The 12,134-nt window shown below is 33.3% G+C and carries 17 protein-coding genes; 7 read left to right on the top strand and 10 right to left on the bottom strand.

Annotated features, from left to right (window positions below; translation table 11 throughout):
- The 6 genes from EV07_RS09610 to EV07_RS03355 form a co-directional block, all read right to left on the bottom strand.
- Positions 1 to 144, bottom strand: a complete 144-nt coding sequence (locus tag EV07_RS09610; protein ID WP_193742727.1) for a hypothetical protein — start codon at positions 142 to 144, stop codon at positions 1 to 3.
- A gap of 78 nt (positions 145 to 222) precedes the next feature.
- Positions 223 to 603 (bottom strand): GIY-YIG nuclease family protein, encoded by a 381-nt coding sequence (locus tag EV07_RS03375; protein ID WP_036917346.1) that lies wholly within the window; start codon positions 601 to 603, stop codon positions 223 to 225.
- Positions 604 to 765: 162 nt separating this feature from the next.
- Positions 766 to 993: a DUF1830 domain-containing protein gene (locus EV07_RS03370; RefSeq protein WP_036917344.1), complete on the bottom strand. Its 228-nt coding sequence runs from the start codon at positions 991 to 993 to the stop codon at positions 766 to 768.
- Between the two features lie 113 nt (positions 994 to 1,106).
- Positions 1,107 to 2,132 carry a uridine kinase gene (locus EV07_RS03365; RefSeq protein ID WP_036917342.1) on the bottom strand — a complete coding sequence of 342 codons (1,026 nt, stop codon included), beginning with the start codon at positions 2,130 to 2,132 and terminating at the stop codon, positions 1,107 to 1,109.
- On the bottom strand, positions 2,122 to 2,949 hold the full coding sequence (gene yedP / locus EV07_RS03360; protein ID WP_036918173.1) for a mannosyl-3-phosphoglycerate phosphatase-related protein YedP: 828 nt from the start codon (positions 2,947 to 2,949) through the stop codon (positions 2,122 to 2,124). Before yedP ends, EV07_RS03365 begins: the two co-directional genes overlap by 11 nt.
- On the bottom strand, positions 2,946 to 4,694 hold the full coding sequence (locus EV07_RS03355) for an alpha-amylase family glycosyl hydrolase (protein WP_036917340.1): 1,749 nt from the start codon (positions 4,692 to 4,694) through the stop codon (positions 2,946 to 2,948). The genes yedP and EV07_RS03355 overlap by 4 nt, the downstream gene beginning before the upstream one ends.
- Before the next feature lie 69 nt (positions 4,695 to 4,763).
- Between EV07_RS03355 and EV07_RS03350 the strand changes: the two genes are divergently transcribed.
- Both EV07_RS03350 and EV07_RS09830 read left to right on the top strand, forming a co-directional pair.
- Positions 4,764 to 5,960 carry a glycosyl transferase gene (locus EV07_RS03350; protein WP_036917338.1) on the top strand — a complete coding sequence of 399 codons (1,197 nt, stop codon included), beginning with the start codon at positions 4,764 to 4,766 and terminating at the stop codon, positions 5,958 to 5,960.
- Between the two features lie 447 nt (positions 5,961 to 6,407).
- Positions 6,408 to 6,557, top strand: a complete 150-nt coding sequence (locus EV07_RS09830; protein WP_193742705.1) for a hypothetical protein — start codon at positions 6,408 to 6,410, stop codon at positions 6,555 to 6,557.
- Between the two features lie 263 nt (positions 6,558 to 6,820).
- Here the strand turns inward: EV07_RS09830 and EV07_RS03345 are convergent, their stop codons facing one another.
- A complete protein-coding gene (locus EV07_RS03345; RefSeq protein WP_036917335.1) occupies positions 6,821 to 7,030 on the bottom strand; it encodes a hypothetical protein in 210 nt (69 codons plus the stop codon).
- Between the two features lie 535 nt (positions 7,031 to 7,565).
- On the opposite strand from EV07_RS03345, the gene EV07_RS03340 reads away from it, so the two are divergent.
- The 3 genes from EV07_RS03340 (at position 7,566) to petP (ending at position 8,864) form a co-directional block, all read left to right on the top strand.
- Positions 7,566 to 7,886 (top strand): DUF3303 domain-containing protein, encoded by a 321-nt coding sequence (locus EV07_RS03340; protein WP_036917333.1) that lies wholly within the window; start codon positions 7,566 to 7,568, stop codon positions 7,884 to 7,886.
- A 282-nt stretch (positions 7,887 to 8,168) separates the two neighbouring features.
- Positions 8,169 to 8,336: a hypothetical protein gene (locus tag EV07_RS09825; protein ID WP_193742704.1), complete on the top strand. Its 168-nt coding sequence runs from the start codon at positions 8,169 to 8,171 to the stop codon at positions 8,334 to 8,336.
- A 174-nt stretch (positions 8,337 to 8,510) separates the two neighbouring features.
- Entirely contained in the window at positions 8,511 to 8,864 is a 354-nt protein-coding gene (gene petP / locus EV07_RS03335) for a cytochrome b6-f complex subunit PetP (protein ID WP_036917331.1), read from the top strand.
- A 30-nt stretch (positions 8,865 to 8,894) separates the two neighbouring features.
- On the opposite strand, the gene EV07_RS03330 is transcribed toward petP, so the two are convergent.
- Complete coding sequence (locus EV07_RS03330) at positions 8,895 to 9,425, bottom strand: DUF4912 domain-containing protein (protein ID WP_036917329.1); 531 nt, start codon at positions 9,423 to 9,425, stop codon at positions 8,895 to 8,897.
- Positions 9,426 to 9,680: 255 nt separating this feature from the next.
- Here EV07_RS03330 and EV07_RS03325 point away from each other — a divergent pair, with 255 nt between their 5' ends.
- Together EV07_RS03325 and EV07_RS03320 are read left to right on the top strand one after the other, a co-directional pair.
- The gene (locus EV07_RS03325) at positions 9,681 to 10,448 is read left to right on the top strand and encodes a sulfite exporter TauE/SafE family protein (protein WP_036917327.1); all 768 of its coding nucleotides are present in this window, start codon (positions 9,681 to 9,683) and stop codon (positions 10,446 to 10,448) included.
- Positions 10,449 to 10,520: 72 nt separating this feature from the next.
- Positions 10,521 to 11,003, top strand: a complete 483-nt coding sequence (locus EV07_RS03320; protein ID WP_152557530.1) for a hypothetical protein — start codon at positions 10,521 to 10,523, stop codon at positions 11,001 to 11,003.
- 97 nt (positions 11,004 to 11,100) lie between these two features.
- On the opposite strand, the gene EV07_RS03315 is transcribed toward EV07_RS03320, so the two are convergent.
- Together EV07_RS03315 and EV07_RS03310 are read right to left on the bottom strand one after the other, a co-directional pair.
- Positions 11,101 to 11,295 (bottom strand): hypothetical protein, encoded by a 195-nt coding sequence (locus tag EV07_RS03315; protein WP_036917322.1) that lies wholly within the window; start codon positions 11,293 to 11,295, stop codon positions 11,101 to 11,103.
- 41 nt (positions 11,296 to 11,336) lie between these two features.
- Positions 11,337 to 11,525: a hypothetical protein gene (locus EV07_RS03310; RefSeq protein ID WP_036917318.1), complete on the bottom strand. Its 189-nt coding sequence runs from the start codon at positions 11,523 to 11,525 to the stop codon at positions 11,337 to 11,339.
- Positions 11,526 to 12,134 lie beyond the last annotated feature (609 nt).

Raw genomic sequence — 12,134 nt, 5'->3', positions numbered from 1 at the left:
TTAACGCTTGACGTCATGCGCACATCCATCTCCAGAATAAGACTTGCTGTCATAGTAACCATTTCTTGTACCAAAATAAGCAGTTCCTATAAGAAAAGGAATTGATATCCAAAAAAGAAAATCAGAGAGTAGCACAATTGACATACAATATTTATATACTCTATATGAATTCCCACTAATTACAAGTAAATGCAATCCTGAGAGTATTTAAAACCAAATCTACTAATTCAAGAATTTATTAAGTATCGGGTCAATACCAAGCCTAATAAAACATAAAGAGATAGATAGCCAAGCAATAAGAAAAGTTAGAATTAAAAGCTTACCCTTGAAAATAGGTTGAAAGTAAGTACTTGAGCCATCACCCTTCATAATTAATTGGCACTCTAGCAATTGGGAGTTATTTAATTTGAAATAATTAGTTTCGGGCAATCTAACCTCAGAGTATCTTGTATGAAGATTTGAACAGATAGAAGTAGATTGCTTGCTTTTTAACGAGGCATACAAAACTCCTGGGATTAAAAGTTCTTTCACCTTTTCTAAATTATTACTTGTGCCTATATTATATAGATCACCATTCCGTATTAGATAAACATAAGAATCCATAACTAGCAGAAGAAGCTATTAACGTTAATTATGAAGGTTAAAAAGAAAACATCTTAGAATTTTGAAAATACTTATAGAAACATAATTTTAATTTATTAAAATTACTAAAAAGCAATATTCATTATGATAAATCCATAAAAGTCAAAGCTTCTTTTTAATAGATTAAGCTGCCATCGGAGGAGCATGAAGAAAGCTTGAGACTCTCATTCTCTGTTCAAGTTTAGGGCCATAGAGTTCATTTCCCCAAATTTCCACCTTAGCGTCCTCTGGGGCTGAGAAAACAATTACTTCCGCTGGGAAAAGAACTCTTTCCAAGAAAAAATTATTATTCCCAATACACCTAAGAACAACCATTCTTGTACTTTCATTGCAGTAAGAAAAATCAATCATAATTCACTTAATATAGATATATTTAAAGCTATAGCAATTTAAATTACTGTATAAAAAGTAACTAAAGCAAAAGATTACTTTTTTGGAATAACCTCAGAGCTCTTAAGAGCAACCTAATTCAACTTCCTATCTTTAGAAGCAATGTTAAGAATTTGCCTTGAGTTGTTGATTTCTATAGTCACATCAGAGTCAATATTCATAAGGCTTCTTTGTGGTATAGATGCTTGTATCATCCTAATAAAATCGGTTAACTTTTCACCTTGCAAAGCAGCTCCCTTAGATGCAAGCATACGCTTTTCTTGTTCTATCTTCCATTTAAATGATGATGAGAAGTTATCGATTTTTATATGCCACAATCGATCTATTTTCTGCCAAATAGGAAGGTAATTAAAGAGTAATTTCTGAACTTTTTTTCTATATTCCTTCTCATCTGCTGTTATTCGCAAGTGCCTTATATCCTCGTTTTCAATCTCATTAGAGATCAATTCTTCAGGATGGCATCCTAAAAACCATCCTTCTAAAACTAAAAGTTCTGGAGTAGTTTTGATCCAAGAGGATCTATCTCCTAACCCCCCCCTCAAAGATTTATCAAATTGAGGGGCTTCTAAAAATCCTGTTGAAAGCCATTTGCCAAGACATTCCTCTAAAACAGAAAGTGAATGACTTCCAGGCAATCCTCTAGGAACATTCCAAGGATTATTTTTCATTGCTAATTCCATCTCATCACCAGGTAAATAAAAATCGTCTAAAGATATAACCTTCAATGAAAAATTTAATTCTTTAGCAGCTGATTCCAACCATTTACCAAGGGTGGTTTTTCCACATCCAGGTAATGCAGAGAGACCAAACAATCTTCTTTCAGAATCAAAAGAAGAGAATCGTTTGAGATCTGAAATAAATGGCAATCCCAAACCCCAAATCCAGTCAGATTTAACCCCAGAGGCCCAAGAGGAATAGGCCAAGTTTCCTCCATTTTTCTCAAGCCAATATTTAATCCATTCAGATGACTCCCAATCCATTTCTGCCAAAAGAGACTGAAGACCAACAAGTGGGAACAAAATATCAGGATGTTTCGACTGTTCCCATGGCAATGTATTATTTTTCTTCTTATTTACTTCAAGAGAGAAATTAGAACTCATAACTGATATTAGATGTGCCTTCAAATAAATCTCTAATGGCTAAAGCCCACCCCTCAGAATGAGGGGCTGGTGCCAAAAGAAACTGTCCATTATCTACTCCAGTTTTTAACCAAGGATTAACACCTTTCCCACCTGGGACAACAACAGCTATATCAGCTACTTCTAATAAAGGTAGATCATTTTGAGAGTCACCTAATGCTATTACTTTAGCGTCTGGCTGATTAAGAAATTTTTTCAATTCAGTCACAGCCCTGCCTTTATGGCTTCCTTTGGCCAGCAAATGGCTCATACGATTGCCCTTATAAATTGTAGTTCCAAGTTTTAAAGCAATTTCAATAATCTTCTCTCTATCAGATTCTGGAGGATTTAAAAATGGAACACTCCACTCTCTTTGAAGAGCTAATTGAATAGACAAACCAGTTAAGCCTGTAAGTTGATTAATCTCCTTATCAGTTAAATCATTTAAGGGTGTTAACTTATAACCAAGCTCTGAAGATATTAAACTCAACTTGGCTCTTAAATCATCATAGCTTTTACCTAAAACAAGCTTCCACTCCTCTCCCGAAGATTCAGTCTGACCATAAATAGCGCCACCATTTTCTACTATAAAAGGATCATTTAATCCAATTGTTTTACGCAAAACCCTTACCTCAGAAGCTGTTTTACTAGTACAAGGGATTATTGGAATTCCTATTTCTTTCAACCATTTAATTGTAGGGATAGCCTCTATAAATTCATATTTATGATTCATCAAGGTTCCATCTATATCAGTTACAATCCACCATTGTTCTTGTGTTAAATCTAAAGGTTTCTTCATTTTTTTTGAACCAGCCAATGCACAGCATAAGGCCTAGACTCGATATAATTATCAAGACATTTAACCTCATTCAAAGCATCAAAGAAATAACAGTTGCTTCCTTTATCAGCTTTCAAGAGTTCGTCAAAAGGAAAAGATAGCTTTTTATTAGTCATATTATGTAATGCCCAAACTCGAGATTGATCTTTGCCACGACAAATAAGTACAAAATCACTACGTCCATTGCTCATACACATCATCGGTTGTTCTGGATGAAAAGCTTCTAAGCGACTCCTAACATTCATTGCATGCTTTAAAGCTTTAATATTTTTACTTGCAGGGGATTGGGAGTCTTTTAAAACATTATCTAAACTCTCAAAGTTAAATCTTTCACGGTTTAAGTCTCTCCTTTCTCCAGATTTGACAAAACTATTAACGTCATTTTCAGAAGCCAATACTGCCTGTAAGTAAAATGCGGGAACGCCTTTTAAAGCCATAACAAACAATTGGCTTAATAAAAATCGCTCAAATTGTAAGTAAGTTGCATTAATTCCAGTATCTGCCATTGCACTCCACCAACTTATATTTAATTCATAAGGAATATCTTCACCATTAGGCATCCTCCTATGACTAATAAGACCACCTCTTTTCTCACAAGCTATTAACAAATTGTGTAATCTATTCTGATCCATTATTCCTTCTAAAGCCCTTAATCCAACTCCGTCATGAGAAGCTGTGAAATTCAAAAATCCAGTGTCTTTTGGTAGATCAGGCCATGAAGAAAGCCAATAGTTAATTAAATCAGCCTTATTACTAATTAAAGATTCTAATAAAAGGGGAGGCAAAGGAAAGTTATAAGCCAAATGAGCCTCATCCCCTGATTGAAGATATGAAAGATTTTCCTTCTCAGGCACATTAGTCTCTGTAATAAGAACAGATGATTCTTTTAAGATTTGAATAATTATCCTTAATGATCTTACTAATAGATGTACTTCTTTCATATGCAGACATGTTGTTGAAGGTTCTTTCCATATAAAACCAATTGCATCTAATCGTAACCATCTAATTCCGTGCTTAAAATATCTAGCAATTAAAATTAAAAACTCTATTAAAACTTGTGGTTCCCTCCAGTTTATATCAATTTGATCTGGCCCAAATGTAGTCCATACTTTTTTTTGTCCATTATCAGTAGAAATGCTAGTAAACAAAGATGTATTCCTTGCTCTAACAACATTTCCCCAATCATGTTCACTTAAAGGGGCTAATATATATCTCCTTCCTGGCTCCTTTAAAGTCTTAAATTGCTGAACCCAGAGATGTGATGCTGATACATGATTTAGAACCAAATCAGCCATAATTATGTGTTTCAAGGATAGATTTCTCAGGTCTTCCCAAGATCCAAATCTCTTTTCTATTTTTTCATAACTTGAAACTGCAAATCCGCCATCACTTGTAGAGCAAAGAAATGGTAGGAGGTGAATTATAGATGCAAATCCCCCAAGATACTTATCAAGTATTTCTTCAAGTAATGCCAATGAAGGGTTGTTTTGGGAAACCACTCCATCTGCATATGTAATTAAAACTGCAGTTGAAGCGTCCCACCTAGATGTTTTTTTTTCGGACACCTCCAGTCTAATATCAATATTGGCTTCTAGAATCTGCAGTAATTGCGACCACATATAATCAAATTCTTCTGCAGAATGATCCTTGTAAATTGTTTTCAACAAGCAACTGAGTTCATCTAGTTGCGTTTCAAGACCTGTCACGGCGTATTGCCCAATACTCTGCACAGGATCATCTAAGCACTTCTTTCATTCTGTTGCTACTACTCGTCAATGGACTTTAAACAGGATTTGATCACAACAATTCATCAATACGGAGTTACAAAAGATTCTGTTGAGAATTTATGCAATGGTCTGAATAGGAGACCAACAACAATCTTAATCCCTTGTCTCTTTGAAGAATTTAAAAGGCCAGCATTAATGCAAACAAGAGATGTACTTCAAAATCTCAAAGGATTAAATGAACTTATAATCGCATTGTCAGCCAAATCAGCCAACGAAGTTCAAGAGGCTAAGGCGTTTTTCTCATCAATGCCTTTCCCAGTTCACGTTCAATGGACTAATTCCCCTGCAGTTATTGAGCTTCTTAAAAGGCAAGAGAAGAATGGCCTTGACCTATTAGGTACCCCTGGGAAAGGTTGGGCTGTTTGGCAAGGCATTGGCCTTGCTACTAGGAATTCAGAGGTGGTGGCCCTTTTTGATGCAGACATCAGAACATTTACAGATTCTTATCCAATAAGAATGCTTCAGCCATTATTAGAACCTTCTCATGGGATCTCATACGTAAAAGCCTTTTATAGCCGTTTATCCTTAGACTCAAATGCACTTCAAGGAAGAGCTACTCGTCTTTTTGTAGGACCATTATTGACTTCACTTGAACAGATTTTTGGGCATGGTGGGTTTCTTCAATATCTCCAAGCTTTTAGATATCCATTGGCAGGGGAATTTGCTTTCACTAGAGATCTAGGAATGAATTTAAGGATCCCATGTGATTGGGGATTGGAGATTGGTCTCCTTTCTGAGGTTTATAGGAATGTAAGAATATCAAGAATTGCTCAGGTAGATCTAGGTTTATTTGATCACAAGCATAAAGAAATCGGCAAGAATCCAAATGAAGGGCTTCAAAGAATGTGCTCAGAAATTTTAACTAATGTATTAAAAGGGTTAATGGAACACCAAGCACAATCTCTAACTAGATCTCAAATTTCGACACTACAGGTTTTATATAAAAGAGTTGGTCAAGATAGAGTTAAACAATTTGGATTAGATTCAGCAGTTAATAATATTCCATATGATAGGCATGAAGAAGAATTAGCTGTTCAGAAATTTTCTAAGATATTAAAGCCCTCTATAGTTAACTTCCTAGATTGTCCAGAAACCAAACAGCTACCTTGCTGGGCTAGGGTTTTATCTTGTGAAAACAACCTTCAGAATGATCTGGCTGAAGCTGGTGTATCAGTGAAAAAATAGATAAATAAGGATTCTAATCACAATGCATATATAGCTAATTCAAAGGATATTCACAGAATTTTTCCTTGTAAATATTCAGTAACTAATATTTTTTTAATGTCATAACAGTAAAGAAGTAAGCATATTGCTTTCTCTAAAGAGTTGACATAGTTATCTGTGAATATAAAATAACAAAAAAGTTATGTTACCTAAAAGGGTTACAAATCACACATGGAAGATAGCTTGAACCTTATCGACTTTTTTGAGCACTTTGACGAAGGAGATCCGTACATGAGGGCAGCTATATCCGAATTGCAAGGCAGCATGCCGCAGAGACTTCTTGATAGGAAATCAGACTGGTTCATCACATGGTCACAAGCGAGAAAAAAGTAAAAACATAACAATGTAAATAAAAAAACCCGCCTCAAGATAGTTTTGATGTATTAATAACACTGTTTACTAAAAGCCATGTTTCCTTTTACATTTGCCGGTCTTCTGAGCACTCCTGCACCATCAGCTGCCTATCTTGGGATCGCAGCCATTGCTCTCTTTGCAATTATGGCAGTCCTAGTAGGGCCTGACTACGATCAACAAAACATCCCTGCCAAAAAGGACTAAGAAGTCAATCTCAGTTCATAAGAAAGGCTTGGCTTACGCCGGCCTTTTTTATGTGAAAATTTTGATGCACAATTATAAATACAATGAAAGGCTTTCTGAAAGAACTAAAGGCTTAACTGAGAACCAAAAGGCAATGGTTTAAGTGCTAAAAGCCTTAAGCCTAATAAAAGGACATTTTATTATAATTAACAGGTATAATCTTATAGGCTAAAAATTATAAATATTCCCTAATTTATTTTCAGTAGTGGAGTTTCAAATACTATTTACCTACCACCACCATTACAACTCCAAACCTTATCGGGCAGGCCTTCAAACGCTACTGTTCTATCTATGCAATCCTTTTGTATTTCCATCCATTCCGCTATAGGAGCTAGAGACCTTAGAGAGAAAGCAATAGAAATAAGACTTGCTGTACTTAGTATTCCCAATAAATAAAAAGCATTTGATGGACGAATAAAATCAAGATACTTCATGATAAATCATGCATTATTATGCATCACTATAAATATAGTATTGTCAAGCTTAATCCATATAAGGAATATCTTTAAATCAAGACTATCCTCTCGATAATATCATTACACTGACAGCTTTATATTTACCAAGTGCAAATTTTCTGAGTAGGAATGAAATTTATGATATCAAACTAGGAGTAAATTCTGATCAGGCAATTGGGTATCAGTAAATCATTTCCAAAGGATAAAGCTTAGATGTACAACTGAAATAACATTATAATTTATTTCTATAAGATTAGAGTCAACAAGAAGATTTAAGGTTCAAGCTAAAAAAGGCTTTATTAAATGAAAATATATTAATTATCTAATGAATAATCAATATATTAGCCAAGAGCAACTAGCAAGTGAAATTGTTATCGGTAGATTTTTATTGGTTTTGGTACTCCCAAGAGCTAATAAGATCGCTAAAAACAAAAATGTTATTTTTCTTGAAATTAAGTCACCTTTTCTAGAGGAAAGGCTATAAGAATAAGGATATTTATCGAATAAATTAATTATGCAATTTTACGTTGTTTCATGCGTTGTGCCTTCTGAAACTCAAGACGAAGGCTATACAGCATTTATAAAATATATGGAAGATGGTGCAAAAATGGATAAGTTCGAAGGTTTTGAATTAATTGCACGATTACATATGCCTGAGTCAGGAGAACTTTGCATAATATGCAAGGCTTCAGATACAAAGGCACTTTTTAAACATTTCATGTTTTGGCGATCTGCATTTGGGTGTGAATTTCTATACAGGCCAGCCTTGACCTGTGCTGAAATGGTTGAAATGCAAAAGATGCACAATTCTGAAATGGAAAGCAAAGGATTTTAAACAAATATTTTGAGATTAGCTTGAAGTCAAAAACAATATAAATATGCTTGAGTACAACTTTTGTAAAAATCAAGTATTAAAACTCTCTAATCGTCTGAGACCTTAACTTCAAAGTGAAAGCTAACCATTAGCCCAACTAGCATTAAAAAGATGCCTAAGAGAAAACTTACTGGAGAGAAAGGCACGTAACGAGCTTATTGCTTATATATAAGGTTACAGGCTATACAAATGGAAGACAAATTAAAATAAAAAATTTATGCTTTAAAAAGCTATTAAATTCTCATGGAAAGCTTAAGTGAGATCAATTTACCAAACCAAATTCTTTCAATCGCTGTTGCAGGTGGACTTGTCGCTTTTGGCTTCCTTATTCTTAGGATAGTAATTAATATTATAAAATCAATCATTAACAAAGTTCAGTTTTCAAAAGCTAATGACAAATCCAGTGATTGATTATCTGAAAATGACTGCTATTAATTCAATAAATATAAACTTTTGTATTTACAAGAATTATTAGACTTTCCTTCTTAATACTTAGGTTAGGGTTGACTATCAGAAAACATTAAAGTAGGTTCTTCTAAATTACATGCCATTGAAGCCATCAATAATAAATTTTTTCTTCCAGAATTGGGTTCAGTAGTAACAATTGATCCTGAATTAATGATCGACAAAGTCTCTTCTGATCTATTTGAGCTATTGTCTACAAGTCCTCATGGAGAAGTAGTGGACTATAAAATCAATGATGGTACAGATATAGGGTTAATCTTAAAGCTTAATACTGGAGAGTTAATATGGTTATTTGCGGATGAAATACAAAGCATGAAATCACAATTAATAGAAGGTTCAGAAATAATAACTATCAGCAACTATCAATATGAGAAAAGATATAAAAAACTAACTTTAAAAAAGGATTTGAGTTATGTATTAAACCCTTTAAGATTCCTTGAGTGGCTTACAATCTCCTTAAAAGACGTATATTAAATAAAAAATATAAAATTTTATCTAAATATTTTATTTGTGAATTTCTTCAGAACCATTACCCAATTCAGTCTTAGATAGTTGATATATTTTCTCATGAATAGTTGCAGGTCGTTTTGTATTCCTTGAAGGTAAATAGAACCATGAATCATCAGGATAAAGTATTGTAGGATTTCTTGAGGATAATATTAACGACGATGAGGCTAATAGGAACCAATCACCATAAGGCTTCCTATAACCAATCTCTATTAAAAGGTTTCCATCTAAAACAGGTGCTCGCAAAAACTCTTCAGAAGAATCTTTTCTAACCTCTACTTCCTTCATAATACAAGTACAGCTTCCTTTATTAGTAATATTAGTTATGTCATATAATCTAATGCACAAACAAAAGTCTTCATCACTGAGGATTTTTTCCTTATCATATTTTGCTAAATTCCATTTACACTCTAATAAACCACTTTCAATAAAGTTAATTAATATAGTAGTTTCATTTTTACTAAGATAATTAAATATTTTTGTAATTGATCTTTTAATCTTCTGATTAACCTTCTCAAAAAGAATCATGACTTTGACATTTCTTCTATAAGTATTCCACAGAATCGAATCCAAGTTAAAAGGCTAAAGCTTTTTAACTATTAAATTTGTATTCGCTGACATACACTGTTTTGCAATCTTTTAGATAGTTATCTTCTAATTACAAGATAAAAATGATATTAATTTATGGAGAAAATTTTCTAATTATGAGTTAAATTGATATCAATTTTTTCAGACCTTAAGATCTGGTGGCTATCTAACAAATTATTATAAATAGAAATAATTATGATAACACAGTTTTTATTAGCTCTAATAGCAATAGCATCTAATTTTTTCTCTGCACTATCAGGTGGCGGGGCTGGTTTAGTACAGCTCCCTGCTCTTATATTTCTTGGTCTTCCTTTTACAACAGCATTAGCTACTCACAAGATAGCCAGTGTGGCACTAGGAATTGGTGCAACCATTCGTCATAATAATGAAAGGAGTATTGCTACTAAACTCTACTTAATAATACTTTTATCGGGCTTGCCAGGCGTTTTTATTGGTGCGAATATAGTAATTGCTATGCCAGAACACTTGGCTAGTATTTTACTAGGTTTTCTTACATTAATTATTGGAATATATTCTTATAATCTTAAGATAACAGATCCTAATCAAAGTAAATATAGCCTAGGAATAGAAAAGATAATTATTGGGTCAATTGTTTTATTTATTATAGGTCTCTTAAATGGATCAATGTCTTCAGGAACTGGCTTATTTGTTACATTATGGTTGGTGAAATGGTTTCGAATATCTTATACAAATGCAGTTGCATATACATTGGCTATAGTAGGAATAGTTTGGAATGGAACAGGTGCAGTTGTTCTAGCATTTAACAATGAAGTTATGTGGTCATGGATACCAGCATTGATTTTTGGATCTTTAACAGGTGGCTTTCTAGGTGCTAATTTTGCAATCAGCAAAGGTGAGCTTTTTGTAAAGAAGTCATTTGAGTTTCTTTCTATAGCAATTGGGATTTCTCTTATATCAAAAGGATTTTTGCTTTTTCTATAGGGATCAAATCTATAATATAATATTATTAAATTAAGCATAAAAAGGGAATAAAAATACTTGAGATTAATTCAATTGCTATTCAAAAGAACGCAATCTTATTCTCTCGTCAAAGTTGAAAGGGATGAGGCTAAGAGTAGTGTAAAAAGAACTATTGATAAAATCCATAGTATTGATAAAGAAATAGAAATCACAAGCAAAGCTATTATTCAGGCCCAAGCAGTCAGAATGAGGTCATTTTTTGCTAAGGATAATAATCTTTTAATTGGTTTACAAAAGAAGTTCACTGAATCAACAGCAGCTACTTCTGCCCAATGGCATCAAAAACAATTGATCGAGCTTTATCAAGAAAGGAGGGAATTACAATTTCACCTTGATCGGTTAACAGGCAACGCATGGAAAAGGAGACTAATAACTTGGTTTAGATTATTTTTAGGTTTTATGGGGATTTCACTAATTATCTTTATTTTATTCATGGGATTAATTGCTGCAATTTATTTATTGCCTATTTTTGCAATGATAGTTATTATTTTATTTATAGTAAACAAAAGACAATAAATTATATAGCTCTAAAAATAACTAAAAGAAATTGATTGCTTTACAAGCCTATACATGAAGAGAAAGTATTACTTTTATAGAGAATTAAAGCAGATAATCAATCTTTTTCTCCATTAAAAATATGTTCACCATGAATAATAGATGCGGATTCTGTTGAGTGGGTCTCAGCAATACTCTTAAGAGATTTTGAAGCGCATATGGCACAGAGGGCCAGAATGACTAATGAAAGTGAGCTGATCAGCTGCAGTGCTATTGGCAGATGAACATTTAGCTTATCTCTAAATGAAGACATGGTTTTTCAAGGTGTTTTCTAAATTAAAGCAAAGCAAATATTCACATGGGCTTGCCCGAAATGAATTGATGCACTGCAGGGACTGACCGATAGAGCAAGTAAACCAATATCACCAAAAGGTTCCCTCCTACTACGAGGGCCCCAGTAACGAAGTTCTGCCTAGAAGATGTGTAATCCCATTTAGGCTCATTCTGTTCATTCCCATTATTTGGTTGCTCTTGATTAGTCATGTCTTGAATGATGATTTTTGTACTCTAAGTAAGGATAGGAATAACATTCTTCCTAGTTAAAAATCCAATACTGTTTGTTATTTCAAGAAATTAGGTCAATTTCTTTCTATACCAGTGATTGAAACCAGCGTTAGCGTTAGCGTTAGTATACAAACTTATTCTATAAAAATCATATAGCCTGAACAAGGCTATAAAATTAATCGATTAAGAGCTTTGCACATAAAAGGAAGACCTCTAATTTTAAGATTATCTTCAATTACTTGTGGATTTATTTGAGCGAAGGGAAAGCGCCTCCACACCTCTTTAGAGAACAAAGGCTAGACAAGGGGCAGAATCCAACTTAAAAGCCTCAAAAAGAAATTAATAAAATAGTTAAAGCTTTCTAAAAGCTTTAACTATTTAAGGATTCACTAAATTTTCACAAGTTCTTATTGGGCTAATAATATTTCCTTTAAACATAAGATATTCTCAATAGTACTTATAATTAATTTTAAAGGGTGTTGCTTACTACTTGATAAAACACAAATTGCGCGTGATGTTTAGATAAATATTCATTTTATAAATGCTAGTTTTCTTTCTTTTTATACTTTTCGTTACTTCAGTAGCTGC

The sequence above is a fragment of the Prochlorococcus sp. MIT 0603 genome, from assembly GCF_000760215.1.
Classification (GTDB): domain Bacteria; phylum Cyanobacteriota; class Cyanobacteriia; order PCC-6307; family Cyanobiaceae; genus Prochlorococcus_E.
This window is presented reverse-complemented; position numbering and strand designations above follow the sequence as displayed.